At 63.0% G+C, this 25,540-nt stretch carries 23 protein-coding genes and 2 pseudogenes; 13 read left to right on the plus strand and 12 right to left on the minus strand.

All coding sequences use genetic code 11. The annotated features are described in order from the left end of the window. Positions 1-5 precede the first annotated feature (5 nt). Genes C8K66_RS01035 through C8K66_RS01055 form a run of 5 tightly spaced genes read right to left on the minus strand, consistent with a single transcriptional unit; the run spans position 6 to position 4,259 of the window. The gene (locus tag C8K66_RS01035) at positions 6-650 is read right to left on the minus strand and encodes a tetratricopeptide repeat protein (RefSeq protein ID WP_046383362.1); all 645 of its coding nucleotides are present in this window, start codon (positions 648-650) and stop codon (positions 6-8) included. Further along, positions 647-1,456 (minus strand): SDR family oxidoreductase, encoded by an 810-nt coding sequence (locus tag C8K66_RS01040; protein ID WP_108524056.1) that lies wholly within the window; start codon positions 1,454-1,456, stop codon positions 647-649. The genes C8K66_RS01035 and C8K66_RS01040 overlap by 4 nt, the downstream gene beginning before the upstream one ends. Next, positions 1,443-2,117, minus strand: coding sequence for a TenA family transcriptional regulator (locus C8K66_RS01045; protein ID WP_046383364.1), 675 nt, complete (start codon positions 2,115-2,117; stop codon positions 1,443-1,445). Before C8K66_RS01045 ends, C8K66_RS01040 begins: the two co-directional genes overlap by 14 nt. After that, complete coding sequence (locus tag C8K66_RS01050) at positions 2,114-3,592, minus strand: AMP-binding protein (RefSeq protein ID WP_108524057.1); 1,479 nt, start codon at positions 3,590-3,592, stop codon at positions 2,114-2,116. The genes C8K66_RS01045 and C8K66_RS01050 overlap by 4 nt, the downstream gene beginning before the upstream one ends. Beyond that, positions 3,582-4,259: a thermostable hemolysin gene (locus tag C8K66_RS01055; protein ID WP_108524058.1), complete on the minus strand. Its 678-nt coding sequence runs from the start codon at positions 4,257-4,259 to the stop codon at positions 3,582-3,584. The genes C8K66_RS01050 and C8K66_RS01055 overlap by 11 nt, the downstream gene beginning before the upstream one ends. Positions 4,260-4,441: 182 nt before the next feature. On the opposite strand from C8K66_RS01055, the gene C8K66_RS01060 reads away from it, so the two are divergent. The 6 genes from C8K66_RS01060 to xylB all read left to right on the plus strand — a co-directional run bounded on the left by C8K66_RS01060 (position 4,442) and on the right by xylB (position 11,121). Further along, entirely contained in the window at positions 4,442-4,984 is a 543-nt protein-coding gene (locus C8K66_RS01060; RefSeq protein ID WP_017845739.1) for a cytochrome b, read from the plus strand. A 163-nt stretch (positions 4,985-5,147) separates the two neighbouring features. Then, positions 5,148-6,680: a sugar ABC transporter ATP-binding protein gene (locus tag C8K66_RS01065; RefSeq protein WP_108524059.1), complete on the plus strand. Its 1,533-nt coding sequence runs from the start codon at positions 5,148-5,150 to the stop codon at positions 6,678-6,680. A gap of 13 nt (positions 6,681-6,693) precedes the next feature. After that, complete coding sequence (locus C8K66_RS01070) at positions 6,694-7,662, plus strand: ribose ABC transporter permease (RefSeq protein ID WP_086005473.1); 969 nt, start codon at positions 6,694-6,696, stop codon at positions 7,660-7,662. A 34-nt stretch (positions 7,663-7,696) separates the two neighbouring features. Continuing rightward, the gene (locus C8K66_RS01075) at positions 7,697-8,629 is read left to right on the plus strand and encodes an ABC transporter substrate-binding protein (RefSeq protein WP_057004076.1); all 933 of its coding nucleotides are present in this window, start codon (positions 7,697-7,699) and stop codon (positions 8,627-8,629) included. A 22-nt stretch (positions 8,630-8,651) separates the two neighbouring features. After that, positions 8,652-9,644, plus strand: coding sequence for a LacI family DNA-binding transcriptional regulator (locus C8K66_RS01080; protein ID WP_108524060.1), 993 nt, complete (start codon positions 8,652-8,654; stop codon positions 9,642-9,644). A gap of 16 nt (positions 9,645-9,660) precedes the next feature. Further along, entirely contained in the window at positions 9,661-11,121 is a 1,461-nt protein-coding gene (xylB, locus tag C8K66_RS01085) for a xylulokinase (RefSeq protein WP_104903153.1), read from the plus strand. Between the two features lie 102 nt (positions 11,122-11,223). Here the strand turns inward: xylB and C8K66_RS01090 are convergent, their stop codons facing one another. Next, entirely contained in the window at positions 11,224-11,664 is a 441-nt protein-coding gene (locus C8K66_RS01090) for an Lrp/AsnC family transcriptional regulator (protein ID WP_017845744.1), read from the minus strand. Between the two features lie 109 nt (positions 11,665-11,773). On the opposite strand from C8K66_RS01090, the gene C8K66_RS01095 reads away from it, so the two are divergent. Next, the gene (locus tag C8K66_RS01095) at positions 11,774-12,667 is read left to right on the plus strand and encodes a DMT family transporter (protein ID WP_057004079.1); all 894 of its coding nucleotides are present in this window, start codon (positions 11,774-11,776) and stop codon (positions 12,665-12,667) included. 40 nt (positions 12,668-12,707) lie between these two features. Here C8K66_RS01095 and C8K66_RS01100 read toward each other — a convergent pair whose 3' ends face one another. Together C8K66_RS01100 and C8K66_RS01105 are read right to left on the minus strand one after the other, a co-directional pair. Next, complete coding sequence (locus C8K66_RS01100; RefSeq protein WP_108524061.1) at positions 12,708-14,696, minus strand: U32 family peptidase; 1,989 nt, start codon at positions 14,694-14,696, stop codon at positions 12,708-12,710. A gap of 139 nt (positions 14,697-14,835) precedes the next feature. Then, positions 14,836-15,216, minus strand: coding sequence for a RidA family protein (locus C8K66_RS01105; RefSeq protein ID WP_046383374.1), 381 nt, complete (start codon positions 15,214-15,216; stop codon positions 14,836-14,838). A gap of 199 nt (positions 15,217-15,415) precedes the next feature. Between C8K66_RS01105 and C8K66_RS31490 the strand changes: the two are divergent. Both C8K66_RS31490 and C8K66_RS31495 read left to right on the plus strand, forming a co-directional pair. After that, a pseudogene (locus C8K66_RS31490) lies at positions 15,416-16,183 on the plus strand (PAS domain-containing protein); the annotation flags it as partial. Positions 16,184-16,294: 111 nt separating this feature from the next. Then, positions 16,295-16,771: pseudogene (locus tag C8K66_RS31495) on the plus strand (methyl-accepting chemotaxis protein); the annotation flags it as partial. Positions 16,772-16,791: 20 nt separating this feature from the next. Here the strand turns inward: C8K66_RS31495 and C8K66_RS01115 are convergent. Together C8K66_RS01115 and C8K66_RS01120 are read right to left on the minus strand one after the other, a co-directional pair. Next, positions 16,792-17,661: an oxaloacetate decarboxylase gene (locus C8K66_RS01115; RefSeq protein ID WP_046383376.1), complete on the minus strand. Its 870-nt coding sequence runs from the start codon at positions 17,659-17,661 to the stop codon at positions 16,792-16,794. Between the two features lie 147 nt (positions 17,662-17,808). Next, complete coding sequence (locus C8K66_RS01120; RefSeq protein ID WP_017845750.1) at positions 17,809-18,711, minus strand: GGDEF domain-containing protein; 903 nt, start codon at positions 18,709-18,711, stop codon at positions 17,809-17,811. 188 nt (positions 18,712-18,899) lie between these two features. On the opposite strand from C8K66_RS01120, the gene C8K66_RS01125 reads away from it, so the two are divergent. From C8K66_RS01125 to C8K66_RS01135, 3 genes are all read left to right on the plus strand, one after another. Then, entirely contained in the window at positions 18,900-19,814 is a 915-nt protein-coding gene (locus C8K66_RS01125; RefSeq protein ID WP_017845751.1) for a universal stress protein, read from the plus strand. Between the two features lie 51 nt (positions 19,815-19,865). Continuing rightward, complete coding sequence (locus C8K66_RS01130; protein WP_108524062.1) at positions 19,866-20,786, plus strand: universal stress protein; 921 nt, start codon at positions 19,866-19,868, stop codon at positions 20,784-20,786. A 110-nt stretch (positions 20,787-20,896) separates the two neighbouring features. Continuing rightward, the gene (locus C8K66_RS01135; protein WP_017845753.1) at positions 20,897-21,148 is read left to right on the plus strand and encodes an Lpp/OprI family alanine-zipper lipoprotein; all 252 of its coding nucleotides are present in this window, start codon (positions 20,897-20,899) and stop codon (positions 21,146-21,148) included. A gap of 13 nt (positions 21,149-21,161) precedes the next feature. Here C8K66_RS01135 and C8K66_RS01140 read toward each other — a convergent pair whose 3' ends face one another. Next, positions 21,162-22,145 (minus strand): zinc-dependent alcohol dehydrogenase family protein, encoded by a 984-nt coding sequence (locus tag C8K66_RS01140; RefSeq protein WP_079443758.1) that lies wholly within the window; start codon positions 22,143-22,145, stop codon positions 21,162-21,164. 30 nt (positions 22,146-22,175) lie between these two features. Continuing rightward, positions 22,176-22,805: a helix-turn-helix domain-containing protein gene (locus tag C8K66_RS01145; RefSeq protein WP_017845755.1), complete on the minus strand. Its 630-nt coding sequence runs from the start codon at positions 22,803-22,805 to the stop codon at positions 22,176-22,178. A 362-nt stretch (positions 22,806-23,167) separates the two neighbouring features. Here C8K66_RS01145 and C8K66_RS01150 point away from each other — a divergent pair, with 362 nt between their 5' ends. Then, positions 23,168-25,537 (plus strand): phosphoketolase, encoded by a 2,370-nt coding sequence (locus tag C8K66_RS01150; RefSeq protein ID WP_057004084.1) that lies wholly within the window; start codon positions 23,168-23,170, stop codon positions 25,535-25,537. Positions 25,538-25,540: the final 3 nt, after the last annotated feature.

Raw genomic sequence — 25,540 nt, forward strand, 5'->3', positions numbered from 1 at the left:
TCCTGTCAGTTGAGTTTTTTGTTGATGTCGGCCAGCACGCTTTCGATCTCTTTGCGCCGTCCGGCATCGGCGGTTTCCCGGCCCGGCCGTGGAGCGGCGAGCAAGGCTTTTTGCAGGGCCTCGCGGGCTTCGCTGTAGCGTTTCTGCCGGTACAGGTGGTCCCCCCAGAAATACAGACTATCTATGCCCGTCGGGTTCAGTTGCAAGGCCTGTTTGAGTAACTGGTCAGCCTTGTCGGCATCGCCAAAGCCGATCGGCCAGCCGGGAACCCGATCATACAATGCGGCGAGGCTGGTATAGGCCGAGCCTTGCAGGGCCTTGGGGTCGAGGGCGAGGGCTTTTTCCAGGTCGACCTTGGCCGCCTTGACCTTGCTCAACGCGCCAAGCCCGCCCTGGGCACCGGCCCAGCTGCTGCTGACGATGCCGGACCAGATCCAGGCCTCGGCCGCTTGAGGGCGCGCCTGGGTGAAGGCTGTCGCCTGGGCGGCGAGTTGCTCAAAGGCCTTGGTGCGCTGTTCCTCGGGCAAGTTGTATTGAATATGGGCCCAGCGTGTCTGGATCTCGGTCAGGCGTTGCTGGTCGGCGCTGTCCAGCGCCCAGGTGAGTGGGCTCAGGGCGGTGAGCAGCAGCGCGGCGATGAGGCGTTTCATGGGTTCAGATCCTTTTTCACGGGTTTATCGCTGAGGCGGCGGACCAGCGGCAGTTGTTTGCGCAAGCCTCGGTCGACCAGGTTCGGCAGCAGGCTGTTGAGGCGCACAAAAAAGCGCTCCGGCCAGCCCAGGTAAAGGTCGCGGCGGTCGTTGGCAATCGCTTTGATCACCGCGGCGGCCACGCTGTGCGGGTCGTCGACGTTGGATTTGAGCGCATCGTTCAAGGCTTGCGCCGCGGGGCTGTTCATGCGCGTATGGGTGGCACGCGGCGCGACGTACAACACGCCGACCCGCGTATCGGCCAGTTCCCGGCGCAGGGCTTCGGAAAACCCGCGCAAGGCGAACTTGGTCGCGCAGTAGGTGGCATAGCCGGGGTAACCGATGGAGCCGTAAGTGGAGCCGACGTTCACCACCATCGCGCTCGCGGCTTGCTTGAGCATGGGCAGCAGCAGCTTGGTCAGGCAGATCGGCGCGGTGATGTTCAACGCGAGCATGCCGTTGATCTCGTTTTCGTCGAGCTGTTCCAGCATGGCGAAGTGGTTGATCCCGGCTGCGTTGATCAGCAGGTTGACGCCGCCGATGGCTTGCGCGGCGGCCAGCACCTTGCGCCGGTCGTTGAGGAAGGTCAGGTCGGCGCCGACCCAGCACAGTTGTTCCGGGTATTGCGCCAACAAGGCTTCCAGCGGTTCGCGATGACGCGCCACGGCCAGCACGTGTGCGCCACTGGCACACAGTGCAGAGGCAATCGCCAGGCCAATGCCACCGCTGGCGCCGGTCAGCACCACACGGGCTTCAGACAGGCGCATGGGGAGCCTCCCCGCTACGCGGCAGGTTGCGGAACATGTCGGTGTACAGCGCGTACACGACTTTGGAGGCGCGGATCACGGCGGCCTGGTCTTCGGGGTCGTCCAGGCTGTTCATCAAGCGGCGGTACGTTTCCATGTGCCCGATGTCCAGGGCACCGTGGGAGCTCAGGTAGCTGAACGCCGTCTCCGGCAGTTGCAGGTGATCGCGGATGCTGCCGGCGGCGTGGGTGGCCAGGGCGATGCTGGTGCCTTCCAGTACATTGACCATGCCGAACAGGCCGACCGGATTGTCACGGGCGATCAGGTCGTAGAGGTAGCTGACCATCAACTCGATGGGCAAGCCCGGGCGTCCGTCACGTACCGCGTCGCGGTCGCCGCCACAGGCCTCGATGTCATCGAGCACCCATTGCTCATGGCCATATTCATCCTCGATGTAGTCGCTGACTGCCTTGCGCAACCACTCCAGGCGCGAGGGCAGGCGCGCACCGCAGGCCATCATCAACGGCACGGTGTGGCGCACGTGGTAGTAGGCCTGGGCGAGGAATTCACGGTAGCTCTCCAGGCTGACCTTGCCTTCCAGTGCATCACGGATGATCGGCAGGCTGAACAGGGCCTGGCGTTCTTGTTGGGTAGCGTCTTGCAGGGTGTCGAAAAAGTTCACGATGAAGTTTCCTCGTTGAGTGCAGGGGCAAGTTGGGATTGATAACGCGCGACGATGGCGTCACGCCGTGGCCGGCCGTTGGCGGTGAGCAAGCCGTTGGCGGCGGTGAACGGTTCTTCCAGGCGCGTCCAGCAATGCACCTGTGCGTAGTCGGGCAGGCCGCTGTTGGCCAGGGCCACGGCGGCGGCCAGTTGGGCGTCGGTGCAGTCGGCGCGATGAGGCCACAGCAGCGCGTGGTTCTGCGGCAGGGCTTCGCCGTAGACGAAGGCCTGGGCGATGGCGCCGCCCTGGGTCAGTTCGGCCTCGACCCAGTCCGGGTTGACGTTGCGCCCGTAACTGGTGACGAACTGATGCTTCTTGCGGCCTTTGAGGTAGAGAAAACCGTCGTCGTCGAACGCGCCCAGATCACCGCTGGGCCACCATTGTTCGGGCTGTTCGGGCTGGCCCAGATAGCCGAGCAAGGTCGAGCCTTTGATCAGCACCTCGTTGTCTTCGGCGAGGCGGATCTCCACATGGGGCAGCGGCTGGCCAACACTGCCGGCGCGCTGGGCGCCGGGTCGGTTGAGGCACACCACCGAGGCGCATTCCGACAGGCCGTAACCTTCGAACACCGGCACGCCCAAGTGCTGCGCGCGCAGCAGCAAGGCCTTGGAGACCCGCGCACCGCCCACCGCGGCAAAGCGCAGGCCTTGCGGATTGAAGGCTTTCTGCTCGGCGGCAATGACCAGCATCAGTAGCAACTGCGGAACCAGGATCAGGCTATGGGGTTGGCGCACCGCCAGGCAACCGAGCAATTGCGCGGCGTCTACCGCACTGGCGCCCTGGATGCCCAGGCTCTTCTGGCTGGGTAGGCTCAAGGTGGCGCCGGCATACAGCGCGGCGTAGCAACCCAGGTTCTCGAGCAGGATGGCAAGCGGCAATAATGACAGGTGATGGCGCGGGTCGCTGGCATGGCTGGCCTGGTACAACTCGCGGGCCACCCGCAGTACGCTGTCGGCGCTCAGGCACACGCCTTTGGGCGTGCCGGTGGTGCCGGAGGTAAAGGTCACCTTGGCCGTGCCCAGGGGCATTGAAGGGCGGCCGTCGAACGCGCGGCACCAGAAGTCACCGGTTTTGCGGTAACCGCCAGCGTGCAATTCGGCGTCCAGGTAGGGCTCGGCGATCACGCGCTCGGCGTGGCTCTGTTCCAGGCAGTGGGCGCGTTGGGTCGGGCTGAAGAACGGCGGCAGGGTCAGGCAGGTCAAGCCTTCGAACAGGATCGCCAGGTCCCACAGCATGGCCTCGATGCCATTGTCCAGGGCCAGCGCCACCACCTTCACGCCTTCATCGCGCAGGCGTTCCTGTCGAGCGGTCACCTCGGCGAACAGCGCGGTGTAATCCATCTTCAAGGTGTCGCCCCACAGGGCGACGGCGCCGTCATTGCGTTCGGCATAGCCGCGAAGAACAGCGTGGAAACGGCGGGTTTCAGGCGACATGGCTAGCATCCTCAATCGTGGTCGGCAACCCCAGGCGCGAGAACAGGCCCATGTTGCGCAGATGGATGAAGCCGGCGCGGATATTGCCGACATGCACCCAGGGTTGGCTTTCGTAATAACTGCCCCAGTGATGGCGCTCATCGCCCAGGCGCTGCGGGTCGGCGGCGCACAGGGTGACGGGCTTCAGGCCGAGGCGATGGAAACTGTTGACCAGGCCGATATTGCCGGTGAACGCCACCCACTCCAGGCCGCCCATCGCCAACAACCAGGTGATGGCGATGATGCTCAGGCGCGCACTGCCGGTGTCGCTGGCGGCCAGGTTGCCGACTTCGGCGATGGCCCGGCGGTCTACCGGTTGCGCGGCGGCGGCGCTGATCAGCGGCTCGATCGGATGGTCGAGGTAGCGCTCCAGGAACAACGGCTCGGCGCTCGCCAGGCGTACCCCGGCGACGGCGCAGAGTTCACCGTTGGCCTGGCTGACGCCAAACAGCTGCGGCATGAAATGACGGATATCGGCACCGTGGGCAATCCGAAAGCGCTGCTGGATGAAGGCTTCGAAGGCCGGGCGTTGAGGGTCTTGGGGCAGTGCTCGGGAAAGGCACAGCGATGCGCTGTCGGCTTGGCCGAACAGCAGGGGCAGGGGGATCTTCCAATCGATACCGGGCATTGGCGTTATGCCTCCCAAGTGAAGTTGGGAGGAGTATCGAGGGCGTTTCTTAACGAAGTCTGAAGGTGCTGAAAATGATCGTTTCAGCGATCTTCAGATTGTCTTAAGACTAGCCGGGCAGGGTGATCGCGACTTTATCAAGGCCGGGTTCGGCCCCACCCCCTGCACAAGGTGCCTTTTCTATGAGCGAAAACCTGATGACAGCGCGCTACTCAAGGCTGTCGATGATTCTGCACTGGTTGATGCTGGCGTTGTTTGTCGGCGTGTACGGTTGCATCGAAATCAAAGGTCTGTTGCCCCGCGGGCACGCACTCAAGGGGCTGTTCCTCGGCGCCCATGCGCTGTTCGGTATCGGGATTTTCCTGCTGGTCTGGCTGCGCCTGCTCGGGCGCCTGACGCCGCGCCCACCGATCGTGCCGCGCCCGCCGGCCTGGCAGACGGGCATGTCGCACCTGATGCACCTGGCGTTGTACGGCCTGATGATCGTCACGCCGCTACTGGCCTGGCTGATGCTCAACGCCGCAGGCAAACCGGTGCCGTATTTCGAGTTTTCCTTGCCGACCCTGGTCGCAGCGGACCCCGACCTGGCCAGGCAGTTCAAGCACTGGCATGAATGGTTGGGCAGCGCCGGTTATTGGCTGATCGGCCTGCACGCCGCCGCCGGTTTGTTCCACCACTATTGGGTGCGGGACAACACCTTGCTGCGCATGCTGCCAAAACGTTAAGAACGCTGAGGTTGCGGTTAAGTCGCTTGATGAAACGTTTCATCAAGCGACAAACGGGCTACGCAAGCGCTTGCGTAAGCAAATCTATCTGATTAGAGTCGGTGGTGATCGGCTCTGATCCAAGGAGCGCGAATACAAAAATAATAAATTCAGGAGCTCAGTCATGAGCCTCGAACCCTTGCTTGAAATGCAGGGCATCAGCAAAACCTTCAACGGTTTGCGCGTGCTCAAGAATGTCAGCCTGAAAGTCTACCCCGGCGAAATCCACGCCTTGATGGGGGAGAACGGCGCCGGCAAATCCACCCTGATGAAAATCCTCTCCGGCGCTTACCAGGCCGACCCGGGCGGCACCATCCGCATCGCCGGCCAGCCTGTCGCCACGTTCGACCCCGCCACCGCCAAAGCCCTCGGCATCGCCGTGATCTATCAGGAACTGAGCCTGTGCCCGAACCTGAGCGTGGCCGAGAACATCTACCTGGGCCGTGAACTGCGCCGTGGCTGGACCATCGACCGCCAGGGCATGCAGGCCGGTTGCGTGGAAGTGCTGCAACGCCTGGGCGCCGAGTTCACCGCGGCAACGCGGGTCAGCAGCCTGTCGATTGCCGAACGCCAATTGGTGGAAATCGCCCGCGCCCTGCATGCCCACGCCAAGATCCTGGTCATGGACGAGCCCACCACGCCGCTCTCGTCGCGCGAGACCGACCGCCTGTTCGCGCTGATCAAACAGCTGCGCAGCCAGGGCCTGGCGATCATCTATATCAGCCATCGCATGGCTGAGATCTACGAACTGTCGGACCGGGTTTCGGTGCTGCGCGACGGCCAGTACATCGGCGAACTGACTCGCGACGCGCTGTCGGCCGAGGTATTGGTGAAGATGATGGTCGGCCGCGACCTCTCCGGTTTCTACAAGAAGGAACACGCGGCCTATGACCCTGGCGCGGTGGTGATGCGCGTGCGCGACATGGCCGATGGCAAACGCGTGCGCAACTGCAGCTTCGACCTGCATGCCGGCGAAGTGCTGGGCATCGCCGGCCTGGTGGGGGCAGGGCGCACCGAACTGGCGCGGCTGATCTTCGGCGCCGACCCGCGCACCGGCGGCACCCTGGAAGTGGTGGGCAAGACCGTCACCCAACTGCGCACCCCGGCCGACGCGATCCGCGCCGGCGTGGTGTACCTCACCGAAGACCGCAAGGCCCAGGGCCTGTTCCTGGACATGAGCGTGGCCGACAACATCAATGTCTGCGCCTGTGTGCCGGACGCCCATGCCGGTGGCGTGCTCAATCGACGGCATGCCGCGCAACGCTCGCAGGATGCGATCAAGTCGCTGTCGATTCGCGTGGCGTCGGGCAAGGTCAACGTCGGCGCGTTGTCCGGCGGCAATCAGCAAAAGGTCTTGTTGGCGCGGCTGCTGGAGGTCAAGCCGCATGTGCTGATCCTCGACGAACCCACGCGCGGCGTGGACATCGGCTCCAAATCCGAGATCTACCGCATCATCAATCAACTGGCGCAGGCCGGTGTAGGCGTCGTGGTGATTTCCAGCGAGTTGCCGGAAATCATCGGCACCTGCGACCGCGTGCTGATCATGCGCGAAGGCCAGTTGGTGGCCGAAGTCGGCGGGGCTTCGGGCCACGTCATTTCCCAGGAACGTATTATTGACCTCGCCACCGGTGGCGATCAGGTGGCTGCCCATGGCTGATTCGAACAACACAATGACCCTCCCGCCAATCGGCAAGGCCGAGCGGCTCAGGGAACTGATGCGCAGCGTCGGCATGCTGCCAGTGCTGGTCCTGCTGCTGGTGGGCTTTGCCCTGGCCAGCGAAAACTTCCTGACGGTGCAGAACCTGTCGATCATCACGCAACAGGCCTCGGTCAACGTGGTGCTGGCGGCGGGCATGACCTTTGTGATCCTCACTGCCGGCATCGACCTGTCCGTCGGTGCGATCCTCGCAGCGTCCGCCGTGGTGGCGTTGCAGGCCTCGATGTCGCCGCAGTTCGGCATGTTCGGGATTGCCGCCGGGATTGGCTTTGGCCTGTTGCTGGGCCTGGTCAACGGTGGGTTGATCGCGTTCATGCGCTTGCCGCCGTTTATCGTCACCCTCGGCGCGCTGACCGCCATGCGCGGCCTGGCGCGTTTGCTGGCCGACGACAAGACCGTGTTCAACCCCGACCTGCCGTTTGCCTTTATCGGCAATGACTCGATCCTCGGCGTGCCGTGGTTGGTGGTGATCGCGGTCGCGGTGGTTGCGTTGTCGTGGTTCATCCTGCGGCGCACGGTGATGGGCGTGCAGATCTATTCGGTGGGCGGCAACCCGGAAGCGGCGCGGCTTTCCGGGATCAAGGTGTGGAAGGTGCTGCTGTTCGTCTACGCGATGTCCGGTGCGTTGGCCGGGCTTGGCGCGGTGATGAGTGCTTCACGCCTGTTCGCCGCCAATGGCCTGCAACTGGGGCAATCCTACGAGCTGGATGCGATCGCCGCGGTGATCCTCGGCGGCACCAGCTTTACCGGCGGCGTCGGCACCATCGGCGGCACGCTGATCGGCGCACTGATCATCGCGGTACTGACCAATGGCCTGGTGCTGCTGGGCGTCTCGGATATCTGGCAGTACATCATCAAGGGCATCGTGATCATCGGCGCGGTCGCGCTGGATCGCTATCGCCAGTCCGGTGCGCGGACCTGAGTTCACTCCTACAACAATCACAAGAGAGACCCACATGAACCTAAAACACATCTTCCCCGTCATTGCCTTGGCTGCCCTGATGTCCCAAGCCGTGGAAGCGCGTGAATTGAAAGCCCTGGGCATCAGCATGGGCTCGCTGGGCAACCCGTATTTCGTGACCCTGGCCGACGGCGCCACGGCCCGCGCCAAGGAGCTGAACCCCGGCGTCAAGGTCACGTCGGTGTCGGCCGACTATGACTTGAGCAAGCAGTTTTCGCAGATCGACAACTTCATCTCGTCCAAGGTCGACCTGATTCTGATCAACGCCGTCGACCCCTCCGCGATGGCCTCGGCGATCAAGAAAGCCCGTGACGCCGGTATCGTCGTGGTGGCGGTGGACGTGGACGCCAAGGGGGTCAACGCGACCGTCCAGACCGACAACGTCGAAGCCGGCAAACTGGCCTGCCAATTCCTGGTGGACAAGCTCGCGGGTAAAGGCAACGTGATTATCCAGAACGGCCCGCAAGTGACCGCCGTGACCGACCGCGTCAAAGGTTGCAAGGCCGCCTTGGCCGCTGCGCCGCAAATCAAGGTGCTGTCCGATGACCAGGACGGCAAGGGCTCGCGTGAAGGCGGCCTGAACGTGATGCAGGGCTACCTCACGCGTTTTGCGAAAATCGACGGTCTGTTCGCGATCAACGACCCCCAGGCCATCGGCAGCGACCTGGCGGCCAAGCAGCTTAAACGCAGCGGTATCATCATCACCTCGGTAGATGGCGCGCCGGATATCGAGAATGCGCTGAAGACCGACACCCAGATCCAGGCGTCCTCCAGCCAGGACCCATGGGCCATGGCGCAGACGGCGGTGAACATCGGCAATGACCTTCTCAACGACAAGGCGCCGGCCGAAACGGTTACGCTGCTCACGCCCAAACTGATCACCCGCGACAACGTCGCGACGTACAGCGGTTGGTCGAGTAAACACTGAGTCATTGAGGGGGGACAGCGCCGTGGTCACCATGGATGACGTCGCAAGCAGAGCGGGGGTGTCGACGTCAACGGTGTCCCATGTGTTGAACGGCACCCGCAAGGTCAGCCCGGCCACGGTGCAAGCGGTGCAGCGCGCGATCCAGGAACTGGGTTATATCCCCAACACCCTGGCGCGTTCGCTGGCGCGTTCGAGCACCAACACCATCGGCGTGGCGATCTCGGCGCTGTCCAATCATTACTTCAGCGAAACCGTACACGCGATCGAAACCGAATGCGCCAAGCACGGCTACATGATGCTGTTCGTCGATACCCACGACGACCCGGAGCAGGAGCTGCGGGTGGTCACGGCGCTGCATCACCGGCGCGTCGACGGCATTGTATTGGCGCCCTCGAACGGTTCGCTGGCCCTGGAGTATCTACGGGCCAGCGAGATTCCGGCGGTGCTGGTGGACCGGATGATGAGTGAAAAATTCGATCAGGTCGGGGTGGCGAATACCCAGCCCAGCCAGGCGCTGATTGCCCACCTGATCGCCCATGGGCATCGCCGAATCGGCTTTATCGCCGGGCGCCTGGGGTTCAGCACCACGGATGAACGGGTGGCCGGTTACCGCGCGGCATTGGCGGCCGCGGGGCTGGCGTTCGATCCGCAACTGCTGGTCAACGGCGGCTCCAACACCGAACCGGCACGCCAGGCCACGGTGCAGTTACTGGGCCTGGCTGCGCCGCCGACCGCGATCATGGCCGGCAACAACCTGATGACCCTCGGCGCCATGCAGGCCTTGCGCGATGCACATATCGAGGTGCCGGCGCAGATGGCGCTGGTGGGCTTCGATGATTTTGATTGGGCGGATTTCTTTGTGCCGCGTCTGACGTTGATCGCCCAGCCGGTCCAGGCGCTCGGCGCTCGTGCGGTCAACCTGTTACTGCAACGCATGGCCGCACCCGATGCGCCGACCCGCAGTGTGCGTCTGGAGCCGACCCTGCAAATACGTAACTCCTGTGGCTGTGATTGATTGGAATGACTCGCGTATGAACACTGCTGTTTCCCTCGGCATCGACCTGGGCACCTCGGAACTCAAAGCCATCCTGATGGACGCCAGCGGCGCGGTGCTGGCTCAGGCCGGCGTGCGCTTGAGCGTCTCGCGCCGGCACGCCGGCTGGTCCGAACAGGCGCCGCAAGACTGGTGGCAAGCCTGTTTGCAGGCGCTGGATGTGTTGCGCGCTCATGAATCGTTTGCCCGTGTGGCGTGCATCGGCCTGTCTGGGCAAATGCACGGCGCGGTATTGCTGGGGGATGACGATCGCGTGTTATACCCGGCGATTCTGTGGGACGACTCGCGCGCGGTGGCCGAAGCGGCACAGCTCGGCCCAGGGTTTGCCGACGTCACCGGCAGCTTGCCCATGGCCGGCTTGACCGCGCCGAAACTGCTCTGGCTGCAACGGCATGAGCCCGAAGTGTTCAAGGCCATCGATTGCGTGCTGTCGCCCAAGGATTACCTGCGCCTGCGCTTGAGCGGGGAGCGCGTCAGCGAGATGTCCGATGCGGCCGGAACACTGTGGCTGGACGTGGCCAATCGTCAATGGTTCAGCCCCATGCTGCGGGCCACCGGCCTGGCGCCGGAACAAATGCCCAGGCTGGTGGAGGGCGGTGCGGCAAGCGCGTGTCTGACCGCCCGCGAGCTGGGTTTGCGCGCCGAGGTGGTGATTGCCGGCGGCGGTGGCGACAACCCGGTTGCGGCGGTCGGCATCGGCGCGATCAATGCCGGCGACGGTTTCATCACGTTGGGCACCAGCGCGGCGATTGTCGCGATCACCGACCATGCGGCGGGCAACCCGGCCAGCGCGGTACACAGCTTCTGCCATGCGCTGCCCGACCGTTGGTACACCATGGGCGCGATGCTGGCCGGCGCCAGTTGTTTGCGCTGGGTCACGCGCCTGACGGGCATGCCGGATGAACAGGCGCTGTTGGATCAGGTCCAGGCCCAGTTACCCATCGGCCAATCGGTACCGCTGGACACGCCGTTGTTCCTGCCGTACCTGGCCGGCGAACGCACCCCGCATAACGACCCCTTATTGCGCGGCGGCTTTATGAACCTGGGCCACGACTGCACCCCGGCGATGCTGGGGTATGCGGTGATGGAAGGTGTAGGTTTTGGCCTGCTCGACGCGTTGCGCGCGGTGCAATCGAGCGGCGCCGACGTCACCGCCTGTGCGCTGGTGGGTGGCGGCGCGCGCAGTGAGTATTGGGCGCAGTTGCTGGCCAACATCCTGCAGCGGGAAATCTTCACGCTGCACGGCAGTGAACTGAGCGCGTGCATCGGCGCGGCGAAGTTGGGCTTTTTGGCCATCGGGCAGGGCGCGGCGTTGCTCGCGGCGGGCATGCCGGTCAAGGCGCGGTATGTGCCGGACGTGGCGCAACAGCCGGTGCTGGAGGCGCGTTATCGCAAGTTTCAGGGGCTGTTGGGCGCGGCCAAGGCTCTGCACGACTGACTTGATCCGGCCCTGTGGGAGGGAGTTTGCTCCCGATAGCGGAGTGTCAGTCACTGCATAAGTGCCTGAACCACTGCTATCCCCACCTAAGGTTTGTCGGCGTTAGTCCGTCAGCGGTGGCAGGCGCCGCTTCACTGGGGTTTTCTTGACGATGGCGGTGTTGGTTTCGGCATAGACGTTGAGCCGATCCAGCAGGCTGTCGAGGTGGTCCATGGTGCGTACATGCAGGCGCGCGATGAAGCAGTCCTCGCCGGTGACTTTGTCGCATTCGGTGAATTCGGGGATGGCCTGGATCTGCCGCTCCACTTCCTGCAATTGGCCGGGCAGGGGACGGATACGCACGATGGCTTGCAGCAGGTAGCCGAAGTGTTTGGGGTCGATGTCGACCGTGTAGTGGGTCAGCACGCCGCGCTCTTCCAGGCGGCGCAGGCGTTCGCCGACGCTGGGCGAGGACAGGCCGGTGATGCCGGCCAGGGCCTTGAGGGACAGCCGGGAGTCGTCCATCAAAGCGCCGATCAGTTGTTGGTCGATGGTGTCGATCATGGTGTGCGCCTAATAAATAAAGGTCATTGAGGCTTTTCGCCTTTTTTAGGCGCTGGAGCCGCGGCGAACCAGCTTGCCATAATTGAGCCTCACTTGAGGAGTCTCAATCATGGATACATCCATCCGTCGCGGGTCGTGGGAAATGGTCGCCGCCATGCTGATCTCGGGCACCATTGGCTGGTTTGTACTGGTGTCGGGCGTATCGGTGCTCGAAGTGGTGTTCTGGCGCTGCGTGATCGGGGCGCTGACATTATTGCTGGTGTGCGCGCTGCTCGGGTATCTGCGCCGGGACTTGCTCAGTTGGGCCGGGCTCGGCCTGGCGATGCTCAGCGGAGTGGCCATTGTCGGCAACTGGTTGCTGCTGTTCGAATCGTATTCCCGCGCGTCCATCGCCATCAGCACTGCGGTGTACAACGTGCAGCCGTTCATGTTGGTGATGCTGGCGGCGCTGTTTCTCGGTGAAAAGCTCAGCGTGCCGAAGCTGGCGTGGCTGAGTGTGGCATTCCTCGGGATGCTGGCGATTGTCAGCGCCCATGGCAATCAGCCAACCGGCGACGATTACCTGGCCGGTATCGCCCTGGCCCTCGGCGCGGCGTTTCTGTATGCGCTTGCCGCGCTGATCATCAAGCGCCTGAAGGCAGTACCGCCGCATTTGATCGCGCTGATCCAGGTTACGACCGGTGCGTTGTTACTGGCACCGCTGGTGCCGTGGCACAGTCTGCCGGTGGCGCACAACGCCTGGGCGGCCTTGTTGACGCTCGGGGTGGTACACACCGGTTTGATGTATGTGTTGCTGTACGGGGCGATCCAGAAGTTGCCGACGGCCATCACCGGCGCGTTGTCGTTTATCTACCCGATTGCGGCGATTCTGGTCGACTGGATTGCCTTCGGGCATCGCCTGGGTTGGCTGCAATGGCTGGGTGTCGCGGCGATTCTGTTGGCTGCCGCCGGGTTGCAAAGGGGCTGGTGGTGGCGCCCCAAAGCGGTGGTGCAAGTGCAGTGATCGAGAGCGGGCGCGCCGTTGCAGCGCGCCCGCGGTTCGATCAATGCGGCGCGCGCGGGATGGTCTTGAGCAGATCGTCCGGGCTGATGTAGCCGACCACGCTGCCTGGCTGCGGCAACCCGAGGATGTGCCCCTTGATCTTGCCCACCACATGCATTTCGCAAGGCTTGCAGTCGAATTTCAGGGTCAGCACTTCATCGCCATGGATCAACTGCATCGGCGCAACCTTGGTCTTCACCCCCGTCACGCCCTTGGCCTGTTTGGGGCAGAGGTTGAACGAGAAACGCAGGCAGTGCTTGGTGATCATCACCGGCACTTCACCGGTTTCTTCGTGGGCTTCGAAGGCCGCGTCGATCAGTTTCACGCCGTGGCGGTGGTAGAAATCCCGGGCCTTCTGGTTATACACGTTGGCCAGGAACGACAGGTGCGCTTCCGGGTACACCGGCGGCGGGCTGGTTTCGGCCTTGCGCCCACCACGCGGGTGAGCGTCGATGCGCGCCGCTGTCAGCGCTTCGATCACTTCACGGCGCGCGGCCTTGAGCTGCGAGTTGGGGATGAAGAATGCCTGCGGCGCATCCAGCTCGATGGCGGTGGCGTGGTATTCGGTGGTGCCCAGTTGGCCGAGCAGGTCACGCAGGGTGTCCAGCGCCTGTTCCGGCTTGTTGGCCGCGCCGAACGGGCCGGGCAGGGCGACGCTGGCGGTGATGCCTTCTTCGCTGGTGGCGTTCAGCTCCAGGCGCTCTTCGCGCAGTCGGGCGACCCACGACAGGCCGATCCGGCGCTCGGCGGAGGTTTTGAGCAGCGCCTGTTGCCAGTTGTGGTCGAGGTTGCGGTTCAGCGGGTGGTTGGGGCGCAACTGATGCAGGCCGGCCGGCATTTCGTTCGGCTCGACGCGATAGCGGTAGCGCTTCTCGCCGTCTTCCTCGAACTCGCCCTTGGCCTCGGCGATATTGGCGCGAAAACCCACCACTTCGCGCTTGACCAGCACATTCAGGCCGTCGCCGTTGGACAGCGGCTCATGGGTGACCACTTGCAGGTCGCGTTTGCCGGCTTTTTCCACCACGCCCACCGGCAGGCCGGTGAAGGTCGGGGTGTCGAAGGCGCCGATGTCGATCTTGCGGTCGCTGACGAAATAATCGGTGCTGCCCCGGTGGAAGGTCTTTTCCGGGTCGGGCAGGAAGAAATGCGCGGTCCGGCCGCTGGAAGCGCGGGCCAGGTCGGGGCGGTCTTCGAGGATCTCGTCGAGGCGCTGGCGGTAATAGGCGGTGATGTTCTTCACATAGCCCATGTCCTTGTAGCGCCCTTCGATCTTGAACGAGCGCACACCGGCATCGACCAGGGCGCGCAGGTTGGCGCTCTGGTTGTTGTCTTTCATCGACAGCAGGTGCTTTTCAAAGGCGACGACGCGGCCTTGATCGTCTTTGAGGGTGTACGGCAGGCGGCACGCCTGGGAACAGTCGCCGCGGTTGGCGCTGCGGCCGTTCTGCGCGTGGGAGATATTGCACTGCCCGGAGAACGCCACGCACAGGGCGCCGTGGATGAAGAACTCGATAGCGGCATCGGTTTCATCGGCAATGGCGCGGATTTCCTGCAGGTTCAGCTCGCGGGCCAATACCAGTTGCGAGAAGCCGGCCTGGTCGAGAAATTTGGCGCGGCCCAGGGTGCGGATGTCGGTCTGGGTGCTGGCGTGCAGCTCGATCGGCGGGATATCCAGCTCCATCACGCCCAGGTCTTGCACGATCAACGCGTCGACGCCAGCGTCGTAGAGCTGATGGATCAGCTTGCGCGCCGGTTCCAGTTCGTTGTCATGCAAGATGGTGTTGAGGGTGGTGAAGACGCGGGCGTGGTAGCGCCGGGCGAATTCGACCAACTGCGCGATATCGCTGACCTCGTTGCAGGCGTTGTGGCGGGCGCCGAAGCTTGGGCCGCCGATGTAGATGGCGTCGGCGCCATGCAGGATGGCCTCGCGCGCGATGGCGACATCGCGGGCAGGGCTGAGCAATTCCAGGTGATGCTTGGGCAAGGACATAGTTTTTTTAGTCAGGCTTGTCACGGTCGAGGCGCGCATTGTAGCCGTGAAACGCCTGACCGGCACCTACCGCAGGGCCGCCGGCGGGCTTGTCCTGCAAGGTGCCAGGCCAATGACGGGTGTTTCAATCGACGCGGGTTCAGGCCTTGGCGGCCATCGCGGTGACTTCCACGCGCATGCCTTCCACCGCCAGGGCCGCCACGCCAACTGCGGCACGCACCGGCCACGGCTTGGCGAAGAAGCGCTTGTAGACCTCGTTGAACGCCGCGCGGTCGGCCATGTCGGTCAGGTAGATGGTCAGGTGCATCACCCGGTCCATGGAACTGCCGGCGCGTTCAAGGGCGACTTTCAGGGCTTGCAGGGTGCATTCGCTTTGCGCGGTGATGTCGCCCAGTTCCAGGCTGCCGTCGGCGCGGGTCGGGATCTGGGTGGAGACCAGGATGCCGTTGAAGCCGATCACGTCGGAGGAAATCGAGTCGGCATCCGGATCAGGGGTGAAGGACAGGTCGTGGTTGGCCATGACGTTCTCTTGGCAGGGAAAAGGGCCGCCAATTTAAACACAGGGGGCGCGAGGATCAGTACTCTTCGGCGTTGCAGGCGTGGCGAGCGACGGGTATTTGACGTCAAATGATATTTATTTTTCATCGGTCAAGTCCGGTATTTATTGGCCGATAGCGCAGGAGATAACCCCCGATTCCACGCACGGCTGAGGCTACGTCATGTTCAATCACACACTAAAAACAGAACTGGCGGCCAGGAGGGCCGAAGTCGCTGAATACCAAGGATTGATTGCCGCGCTTGAGCGCTCCATGGCCGTGGTCGAATTCGACCTCAATGGCAAGGTGTTGCGCGCCAATGACAACTTTATGAAAACCCTGGGTTACAGCAGCGCTCAATTGGCCGGCAAGACCCACCGTGATTTTTGCCCGTCGGCGCTGACCAGCAGCCCTGCCTATGCCGAGTTCTGGCAGGAACTCAGGGCCGGCAAGTTCGTCTCGGGCACATTCAAACGCGTGGACGCCCACGGCAAGATCATCTGGCTGGAGGCCAGCTACAACCCGGTGCTGGATGAGCGTGGCCAGGTCGTGAAAGTGGTCAAGTACGCCCTCGACGTCACGCGCAAAGTGGAGCAGGAGGCGGCGACCCGCAGCAAGCTGGCTGCGCTGGACCGGGCGATGGCGGTGATCGAGTTCGACTTGAACGGGCAAGTGCTCGATGCCAACGAGAATTTCCTCGCGGTCATGGGGTATTCACTGACGGAACTCAAAGGCAAACATCACCGTATGTTTTGCGAACCGACCCAGGTCAACAGCCCTGAGTACGCCGACTTCTGGCGGCGCTTGAACAATGGTGAATTCTTCACCGGGCAATTCAAGCGTATCGGCAAGCACGGCCGCGTGGTGTGGCTGGAAGCGAGTTACAACCCGGTGTATGACGGCGACGGCAAGCTGATCAAAATCGTCAAGTTCGCCAGCGACATCAGCGAGCGCGTCGAGAAGTTCGAGGAGGATTCACGCGGTGCTTCCCGCGCTTACCATATCTCCTCGGAAACCGAGCGATTCGCCGAACATGGCACCCAGGTGATCCACGAAACCGCCAGTGAAATGCGCCGCATTGCCGAAAACATCGGCGCCTCGGCACGTCTGGTGGGGCAACTGGGCGATCGTTCCGAGCAGATCACTGCGATCGTCAATACCATTCGCGGTATTGCCGACCAGACCAACCTACTGGCGCTCAACGCCGCCATCGAGGCCGCGCGCGCAGGCGATCAGGGCCGTGGTTTTGCGGTGGTGGCCGATGAGGTCAGGCAACTGGCGGGGCGTACCAGCCGTTCGACGGCCGAGATTGCCGAGATGATCGGTCTGATTCTGTCGGAAACCCGTGACGCGGTCGCCAGCATGAGCGCGACCCAGGAAGGCGCGCAACGTGGCGTCAGCCTGGCCGACCAGGCGGGTTCGGTAATTCTGCAGATCCGCACCAGCACCAGCGATGCGGTGCAAGCCGTGAGCATGTTTGCGTCAAAGCTGGATGAGTCGGAGGTGGTTCCGAAAACCGCTGTCGGCTGGGTCGGCTAGACGCGCACCCGGGGTCAGTCTCACTCCTCTACATCCATGAACTCTTTGGCCCAGGCCACGTAGCTCTCCGGCAGGGTGTAGGTGTGAGTAAGCTCGGTGGCACTGAGGTTCGAGGTGCTGTGGGTGAGCTGACGTTGGGCGCGCAGGCTGTCGTAGGTGGCCTTGATCGCCGCGAAGTAGGCGCCGTGGCCGGCCACCACGATGCGTACTCCCAGGCTTGCCAGGCGCTGGCTGTCATTGAGTTTCGGGTTGCCGTAGGTCACCAGCATCAAGGGCACCGTGAGTTGTTGCGCAATCTGCTCAAGGTGCTCGAAGTCGCTGACACCCACCATGCAGATCCCATCGGCACCGGCTTTTTCATAGGCCAGGGTGCGTTCGATCACGGCCTCGGTCGGCAACACCTTCGCGTTAGTGCGGGCGATGATGGACAGCTCGGGGTCGACCCGTGCTTCAAGGGCGGCCCTGACTTTGCCGATGCCTTCCTCGATGGAAATCAGATCGGTCGATTTGCGCCCGAACTGCGCCGGCAACAGCGTGTCTTCAATCGTCAGTGCCGCTACGCCTGCGCGTTCCAGCTCCGCGACGGTACGCATGACATTCAGGGCATTGCCATAGCCGTGGTCGGCATCGGCAATCACCGGCAACTGCGCAACGCGGCCGATCCGGGTGGCCTGTTCAGCGAACTCACTCAAGGTGATCAACGCAAAATCGGGTGCCGCCAGTACCTGCAGCGAAGCGACCGAGCCCCCCAGAATGCCGACTTCGAAGCCCAGGTCGGCGGCGATACGCGCCGACATCGGGTCGAACACAGAGGCCGTCTCAACGCACAGTGGCGTAGCAAGCAGTTCACGGAAATTACGACGCAGGGCTGAGTGGGACACTTTGGGCATGATCTTTCCTGGTTCTGGTCATTGTCGACTGACGATCAATGCCTATTCATAGTCGTCAGAGATTACCACGCCACAAAACCCAGGATTATGACGTTTGAGAATGGGCTATGCCCACCGCACATACGGTGGGCGCGAGGTGTGCGCCGTTCAGTCGGCAGGCTGGCTAAGCAGGTTGAAATGACAGGCGCTGCCACCGCGTCGTTTAGCCTGGTACATCGCGTCGTCGGCCCGTGCGAGCAGTTGCTCGACGCTTGCCCCGTCCCATGGATACAGGCTGATGCCGACGCTGATGTGTGTGTTCAGGCGGTGGGCATCGATCATGAACGGCTGGTTGATTGCGCCGATCAATTTATCGGCCAACACCTCGACCTGCCTGGCGTGGTCCATGCCGGTCACCAGGATCGCAAATTCATCGCCGCTCAAACGGCCGACGACATCGGACCTGCGCACCGACTGGCTGAGGCGTTCGGCCACCGCCACCAGCAACTTGTCGCCGCACGCATGCCCATGGGTGTCGTTGACCGCTTTGAAACGGTCCAGGTCGATAAACATCAACGCCAGCGGCTGTTGCTGCTGGGTGGCATGACTCATCGCTTGATTGAGCAGGCTCAGAAACAGGCTGCGGTTGGGCAAGCCGGTCAGTCCGTCATGGAACGCCAGTTGTTGCATGCGCGCACGTTCTTCGTCCATCACCTTGAAGTTGTGCAGGATCGCGATGAAGTGCGTGACCACGCCCTGCGGGTCGAGCACCGGGGTAATGACCTGATTGATCGTACAGTTGGAGCCGTCCTTACGGCGCTCGACCATCTCACCCTGCCAGGTCAGGCCCGCCATGATGGTCATCCACAGTTCCCGATAGAACGTGGTGGTTTGCCGTCCCGACGACAAAAGGTGCGGGGTTTTGCCGACCAGCTCCAGCTTGGAATAGCCACTCAACAGGCTGAACGCTCGGTTGATCCACACAATGCAACCCGATCTCTCGGTGATCAGCACCGGGTTTGTCGCCGCGTCCAACGCCCTCACCAACACTTGCTGCTCATCTTCGATCATGGTGCCCTCCGACGGAGCCGGTGACGCTGCAAGTCTTGATGCAGGCTAGGGGCAAGGGGCCTGGCGGCTGTTGATGAAAATCAACTTTTGCGGGCACCAACTGATAAAGATCAAGTAGCCGCTGAGCCGGAACGCTCAATCTGAAGGCCTATCCACCGAATCAGATGGCCGCGTGCCGAGGTGCCCCCATGTTGCAGACTCAGCGTTTACTGTTGATTGCCCCTTCGTCCATGACCCGCACACCGGCGTTCGATCGTGCAGCTGCCTTGGCGCGCGCGATGCAGTTGCCGTTGCATATCGTGGCATTCGACTATTTGCAGGCCCTGGCGATCGCCGGGCTGTTCGCGCCCGAACAGATCAATCGGGCCCGGGAAGGGTACCTGGACACCCATCGCCACTGGCTCGCCGAGCAGGCCGAGGTGATGCGCCAGCGCGGGGTCGAGGTCACCAGCGAGGTGGTCTGGGTGCATCATCCTTATGAGGAAATCCTGCATTTCGTCAACGAGATGTCGCTGGCCCTGATCATCAAGGATGCCGAGGAAGAGCCGGCGTTGAAACGGGTGTTCTTCACCCCGCTGGATTGGCAACTGCTGCGCGACTGCCCGGTGCCGGTGCATCTGGTCACCGACTCGCGCCACCCGTTGCCACGCAAGGTGCTGGCGATTGTCGATGTGTTGCGCAGCGAGGAGCAGGATCAGATATTCAACGACCAGATTGTCGAAGCGGCGGTCAAGCTGGCCGCGCAATGCCAGGCCCAGCTCGAGTTGCTGCATGTGTACGACTGGGCCGCGGTGTATGCCAAGGACATGGGCTTCGGCGCGGTGCCCCTGGCCGCCGGGCTCTATGAGTCGTTGAATGAAGCCCAGCATGAGGCGTTTGCCGCGTTGGCCGAGCGCCAGGGGATTCCCGTCGAGCATCGGCACTTTATCGAGGGCACGCCGCTCTTCAACATTTGCGACTTCGCCCGCGATCACCAGATCGACATCATCGTTATGGGCACCGTGCAGCACTGGGGCTTGAACAAGCTGTTGGGCACTACCGCCGAAAGCCTGCTGCACCACGCGCCGTGCAGTATGTGGGCGATCAAACCGACGCGCAGTTGATGAAGGATTGAACCTGGCGCCAGGACCAACCGGTGCCCGACGAGGTGCGAAATGAGCCAATATCAACGTCTGTTGCTGATCACCGACCGTTCGTTGTATCACTCCCCGGCGCTGCTGCGCGCGGTGGCCCTGGCCAAGGCCAGCGGCGCGGCGCTCGATATCAGGGCGTTTATCGAACCTGCGCCGATCATTCATTTGTGGGAAGAACACGTCGATGAGTCGGCTTTTCAGGACTACCTGCACCGCTATCGCGATTGGCTGATCGACGAAGTCCAGCGCCTGGGCGGTAACGGGCTGAAGGTGACGGTTGAATTGCTCTTCACCACCCACCCTGTGCTGGAGATCCTGCGCACGATCGCCGATCTGAACCCGGACCTGGTGATCAAGGACGTGAAGCTGGAGCCGGTTCTCAAGCGCATATTCATCACCCCGCTCGATTGCCACCTGCTGCGCGAGTGCCCGACCCCCCTGCATCTGGTGAGCCAGGCGCGCTACGGTTTGCCCCATCGCGTGGTGGCGGCCGTCGATCCGTTCGAGCCCGGCACGCAGATCAGCGGTCTGAACGACACCATCATTCAGTGCGCCTACTCCATGGCCCTGCAATGCGATGCGCCGCTGCATCTGTTGTACGCCTATGACCTGTCACCGGCATTCAACGGTGATGCGCCGATGGCCATGGGCGGTTGGAACGTGGACTTCGCCGAAGAGCTGCGCCAGTCGTTGCACCAGGCGTTCGTGACCTTGGCCGACCGTTATGGCGTACCGCCGGAAAGACGGCACTTTGTCATGGGCCAGCCAGTGCCGGTGATTCAGGAGTTTGTCGAGCAATTCCAGGCCGACGTGGTGGTCATGGGGACTGCTCACCGGGTCGGGCTCGACCGACTGATCGGCAGCAACACCGAACGGGCGCTGTATTCGGTGCCGGGCAGCATTTTAGCGATCCGCCAGCCGGGAAGCGACGTCAAGGGCTAGCCCGGCCGCTGATCCTTTATTGACAAAGGTCAGAGGCTCGGCGGGCTCACGCCGGATACTGAAAATGTGCGTTGTTGATTTCTTACCGCGATGAATCGAGGGGAAACACCATGAACCGCTACCTGTCCGTTTCACTGTTGGCGCTGGTATTGGCAACGTCCGCCGGGTGCAGTCAACATGTCAAGGAGCTTGAGGCTCGCCTGGACTCCGCGGAAAACAATGCCGCCACGGCGCGCCTGCGCGCTGACGAAGCCTACCTCAAGGCGGAGCAGGCGATGGCGCTGGCCAACCAGGCCCAGCGCACCGCTGACGAAGCCAACGAGAGAGCGATCCATATGCTGACCAGCGCGACCCGCAAATAGCCGCTGCTGCGTGTTATGGGGTCAGCACGATCGCGCCGTTGAACTGCCCGCTGCGCAGGTGCGCGAGTGCCTGATTGGCGTCTTCCAGGGCGAAGCGGGTGATGTCGCAGTGGACCGGCGTGTGCTGCACGGTTTGAAAGAACGCCGTGCCGTCCTGTCGGGTCAGGTTCGCCACTGAACGCACGCTGCGCTCGCCCCATAGCAGTCGATAGGGGAAGGCCGGAATATCGCTCATGTGAATCCCGGCGCAAATCACACAGCCGCCCTTGACGGTGGCGGCCAATGCCAGCGGTACAAGCGCTCCGACCGGGGCGAATATCAGGCTGGCATCCAGCAGGTGCGGCGGCAGTTGGTCCGAAGGCCCGGCCCACACAGCGCCCAATGAGCGTGCATAGGCCTGGCCTGCGCTGTCACCCGGGCGGGTGAACGCGTACACCTGTTGCCCGCGGCCCAGCGCCACCTGGATCGCCAGATGGGCGGCCGCACCGAAGCCGTAAAGCCCCAGGTGGGCGGCGTCCGCGGCCATTTGCAAGGCGCGAAAGCCGATCAGGCCGGCACACAACAGGGGCGCGGCTTGAACGTCCGACAGTGTGTCGGGAATCGGCAGGCAGAAGCGTTCGTCCGCCACCGTGTATTCAGCGTAGCCGCCGTCCAGATTGCAGCCGGTGAACAGCGCCTGATCGCAGAGGTTTTCCCGGCCCGATCGACAGAAAGCGCACTCGCCGCAGGTCCAGCCGAGCCACGGCACCCCGACACGGCGGCCGATCCAGTCAGCCCCGACCGTGGCGCCCACGGCCGTCACTTCACCGACGATTTCATGGCCTGGCACCCGTGGCAGTTGCGCTTGCGGCAACTCGCCGTCGACCAGGTGCAGGTCGGTACGGCACACGCCACAGGCCAGGACCTTGATCAACAGCTGCCCGCTTCCGGGTGTCGGGATCGGGCGCTGCTCCAGTTGCAGCGGCTGGCCGGGGGTGTGCAGAACCATCGCACGCATGACGAATCTCCAGGTGTTCGGGCGGTAATGCTAGATCGGTCGGCGGCAGCCCGCGACCAGACGCTTGAGACCTTCCAGGTCCAGGATCGTGACGTTGCGGCCGACGATCTGCGCCAACCCCTGGTCGCGCAGGTGCGCGATGCCGCGGCAGATGGTTTCCAGGCGCAAGCCCAGGTAGGAGCCGATTTCCTCACGGCGCATTTTCAGCACAAAGTGCCTGGCCGAATACCCGCGTGAGCTGAAGCGTTGCGACAGGTTCAGCAGGAACGCGGCCAGGCGTTCATCCGAGCTCATGTTGCCCATCAGCATCAGCAGGGTGTGATCCTGCACGATTTCACGGCTCAGCAGCCGCGTGAGGTTGTGCTGCAGCGACGGAAGGTTGCGCGCCAGGCTCTCCAGATGGGCGAAGTGGATGGGGCAGACCTCACTGTCCTCAAGGGCGACCGCCGTGCAGGCGTGTGCATCGTCACTGATGGCGTCCAGGCCGAGCATATCGCCGGAGAGTTGAAAGCCGGTCACTTGTTCACGGCCATCGACAGACACGATGCCGGTCTTGAACGAGCCGGTGCGAACCGTATACAGCGAACGCAAGGGGTCGCCGGTACGGAATAAAGCTGCGCCTTTTTTGACCTTGAAGCGTTGCACCACCAACGCATCCAAGTGGGACACGTCCGGACTATCGAGACCGATCGGCAAGCTGCATGCCGACACGCCGCAACCGGAACATGCCGTTTTGGGGGGGATTGCCGGTCTGGGGCAAGAGGTGTGCGGTAGCACCGTCGAGCGACCGACTAAACGCAGGTGATGGGCATTCATGCATGCGCTCCGTCCAGGCATGTGCCTGAGTGATAGAGAGAACGAGGAAAATGCGCTGCCAGCGCTTTTGCTCAATATCCCGAGCTCCTGTTTCAATTGAGCTTCAGCGCCGGCTTTAAGACTTGATATACATCAAGCCTCGCGCAGTTGAGGCACCCAGAATCGACGAACGACAATCCACGGGTCGAGCCTTGACGGAGGGGTGTATGAGCGATTTTTTGAGTGCAGAGGAGCTGGAAGGGCTGGACGCGTATTGGCGGGCGTCCAATTACCTGGCGGTCGGGCAGATCTACCTCAAGAGCAACCCGTTGTTAAAGACACCCTTGACCCTGGCGCACATCAAACCGCGCCTGTTGGGGCATTGGGGCACCACGCCGGGGCTGAATCTGCTCTATACGCACCTCAATCGGCTGATCAACCAGTACGACTTGAACATGCTCTTTGTCGCCGGCCCCGGGCATGGCGGGCCGGCGGTGGTCGCGCAGACCTACCTGGAAGGCACCTACACCGAGTGTTATCCCTCGGTGGAGCGCAATGCCAATGGCCTGCTGCGGCTGTTTCGGCAGTTTTCCTGGCCCTATGGGATTTCCAGCCACGTTTCGGCGCAAATCCCAGGCTCGATCCATGAAGGCGGCGAGCTGGGTTACTGCCTGGCGCACGCCTATGGCGCGGTCTTCGATAACCCGGACCTGATCGTCGCCTGCGTGATCGGCGACGGCGAGGCCGAAACCGGCCCGCTGGCCGCCAGTTGGCACTCCAACAAATTCATCAACCCCGCGCGCGATGGGGCAGTGCTGCCGATCCTGCACCTCAACGGCTACAAGATCGCCAACCCGACGGTCCTGTCCAGGATCAGCGAAGATGAACTGTCGGCGCTGTTGTACGGCTATGGTTACGATGCGTACTTCGTCGAAGGCGATGACCCGGCGCAGGTGCATCAGGAGCTTGCCCGCACCCTTCACACCATGCTGCTGAAAATCCGCGAGATTCAGCACGCGGCGCGCCAGCCCCGGCGGGCCGAGACGCCGGAGCGCCAGCTGTGGCCGGTGCTGGTATTGCGCACGCCCAAGGGCTGGACCGGGCCGAAATTTGTCGATGGCTGTCGGGTCGAAGGCACCTGGCGTGCCCACCAAGTGCCGTTGGCCAACTTTCAGGCGCCGGGGCATGTGCAGCAGCTGGCGGAATGGCTGAACAGCTACCGTCCCGACGAACTGTTCGATGCCGACGGCGCCTTGCTCCCGGAAATCGCCGCGCTGGCGCCCACCGGGCACCGCCGCATGAGCGCCAACCCGCACGCCAACGGCGGGCTGGTATTACGCACGCTCGACTTGCCACGCTTTACCGACTACGCGGTAGCCCTGCCGGCCCCCGGTTGCCTGCGTGCCGAGGCGACCCGGGTATTGGGCAGCTTTTTGCGCGACGTGATGAAAAACGCACAGGGCGCCGCCAACTTCCGCCTGTTCGGTCCGGATGAAACCGCCTCCAATCGCCTGGACGCCGTGTACGAGGTCAGCGCCAAGGCGTGGATGGACCCGTTGGAGGCCGACGACGTGAACCTGGCGGCGGATGGCCGGGTCATGGAGATTCTCAGCGAACACGTGTGTGAGGGCTGGCTCGAAGGCTACCTGCTCACCGGGCGTCATGGCCTGCTGTCGTGTTACGAAGCGTTCATCCATATCGTCGATTCGATGGTCAACCAGCATGCCAAGTGGCTGAAAACTGCGGCCGACGTGCCCTGGCGCAAGCCGCTGGCGTCGCTCAACCTGCTGCTGACGTCCCATGTCTGGCGCCAGGACCACAACGGGTTCTCTCATCAAGACCCCGGCTTCATCGACCTGGTGGCGAACAAGAAGTCCGACGTGGCGCGCATCTACCTGCCGCCGGATGCCAACTGCCTGCTGTCGGTGGCGGATCACTGCCTGCGTAGCCGCAATTACATCAATGTCATCGTGGTGGGCAAGCAGCCGGAGTGGCAGTGGCTGGATATCGACGCGGCCGTGCGCCATTGCCTGGCAGGCATCGGCCGCTGGGACTGGGCCTGCCGCGATGATCAGGAGCCGGACGTGGTCATGGCTTGCGCCGGCGACGTACCGACCCTGGAAACTCTGGCCGCCGTGACATTGCTGCGCGAATACGTGCCGGATCTGCGGGTCAGGGTCATCAATGTGGTGGACCTGATGGTGCTGCAGTCGTCATCGCAGCATCCCCATGGCCTGGCGGATGCCGCCTTCGATGAGTTGTTCACCACCGACAAACCGGTGATCTTTGCCTTCCACGGCTACCCGGCGCTGGTGCATCGGCTGCTGTACAAACGCACCAATCATGACAACTTCCATGTGCGCGGCTTCATCGAGGAGGGCGCCACCACCACCCCGTTCGATATGGCGGTGATCAACAACCTGGATCGCTACCGGTTGGCGTTGGACGTCATCGAGCGCGTGCCCCGGCTGCACGAGCAACGCCACACCGCGCAGGCGCGCTACTGGGCGATGATGGAGAAACACAAGCTGTACCTGATCGAACACGGCGAAGACCTGCCCGAGGTGCTGAACTGGCAATGGACCCCGGCCGGCTAGGGG

It is taken from the genome of Pseudomonas sp. GV105, assembly GCF_003058185.1.
GTDB classification, from domain to species: Bacteria; Pseudomonadota; Gammaproteobacteria; order Pseudomonadales; family Pseudomonadaceae; genus Aquipseudomonas; species Aquipseudomonas veronii.

Excerpts from the sequence above, each read along its gene's own strand:
- C8K66_RS01105 (WP_046383374.1), bottom strand. The coding sequence starts at position 15,216 with ATGGCCAACCACGACCTGTCCTTCACCCCTGATCCGGATGCCGACTCG.
- C8K66_RS01095 (WP_057004079.1), top strand. The coding sequence starts at position 11,774 with ATGGATACATCCATCCGTCGCGGGTCGTGGGAAATGGTCGCCGCCATG.
- C8K66_RS01090 (WP_017845744.1), bottom strand. The coding sequence starts at position 11,664 with ATGATCGACACCATCGACCAACAACTGATCGGCGCTTTGATGGACGAC.
- C8K66_RS01035 (WP_046383362.1), bottom strand. The coding sequence starts at position 650 with ATGAAACGCCTCATCGCCGCGCTGCTGCTCACCGCCCTGAGCCCACTC.
- C8K66_RS01050 (WP_108524057.1), bottom strand. The coding sequence starts at position 3,592 with ATGTCGCCTGAAACCCGCCGTTTCCACGCTGTTCTTCGCGGCTATGCC.
- C8K66_RS01130 (WP_108524062.1), top strand. The coding sequence starts at position 19,866 with ATGAGCCAATATCAACGTCTGTTGCTGATCACCGACCGTTCGTTGTAT.
- C8K66_RS01100 (WP_108524061.1), bottom strand. The coding sequence starts at position 14,696 with ATGTCCTTGCCCAAGCATCACCTGGAATTGCTCAGCCCTGCCCGCGAT.
- C8K66_RS01150 (WP_057004084.1), top strand. The coding sequence starts at position 23,168 with ATGAGCGATTTTTTGAGTGCAGAGGAGCTGGAAGGGCTGGACGCGTAT.
- C8K66_RS01070 (WP_086005473.1), top strand. The coding sequence starts at position 6,694 with ATGACCCTCCCGCCAATCGGCAAGGCCGAGCGGCTCAGGGAACTGATG.
- C8K66_RS01120 (WP_017845750.1), bottom strand. The coding sequence starts at position 18,711 with ATGATCGAAGATGAGCAGCAAGTGTTGGTGAGGGCGTTGGACGCGGCG.
- C8K66_RS01065 (WP_108524059.1), top strand. The coding sequence starts at position 5,148 with ATGAGCCTCGAACCCTTGCTTGAAATGCAGGGCATCAGCAAAACCTTC.
- C8K66_RS01075 (WP_057004076.1), top strand. The coding sequence starts at position 7,697 with ATGAACCTAAAACACATCTTCCCCGTCATTGCCTTGGCTGCCCTGATG.
- xylB (WP_104903153.1), top strand. The coding sequence starts at position 9,661 with ATGAACACTGCTGTTTCCCTCGGCATCGACCTGGGCACCTCGGAACTC.
- C8K66_RS01140 (WP_079443758.1), bottom strand. The coding sequence starts at position 22,145 with ATGCGTGCGATGGTTCTGCACACCCCCGGCCAGCCGCTGCAACTGGAG.
- C8K66_RS01055 (WP_108524058.1), bottom strand. The coding sequence starts at position 4,259 with ATGCCCGGTATCGATTGGAAGATCCCCCTGCCCCTGCTGTTCGGCCAA.
- C8K66_RS01125 (WP_017845751.1), top strand. The coding sequence starts at position 18,900 with ATGTTGCAGACTCAGCGTTTACTGTTGATTGCCCCTTCGTCCATGACC.
- C8K66_RS01115 (WP_046383376.1), bottom strand. The coding sequence starts at position 17,661 with ATGCCCAAAGTGTCCCACTCAGCCCTGCGTCGTAATTTCCGTGAACTG.
- C8K66_RS01135 (WP_017845753.1), top strand. The coding sequence starts at position 20,897 with ATGAACCGCTACCTGTCCGTTTCACTGTTGGCGCTGGTATTGGCAACG.
- C8K66_RS01060 (WP_017845739.1), top strand. The coding sequence starts at position 4,442 with ATGAGCGAAAACCTGATGACAGCGCGCTACTCAAGGCTGTCGATGATT.
- C8K66_RS01040 (WP_108524056.1), bottom strand. The coding sequence starts at position 1,456 with ATGCGCCTGTCTGAAGCCCGTGTGGTGCTGACCGGCGCCAGCGGTGGC.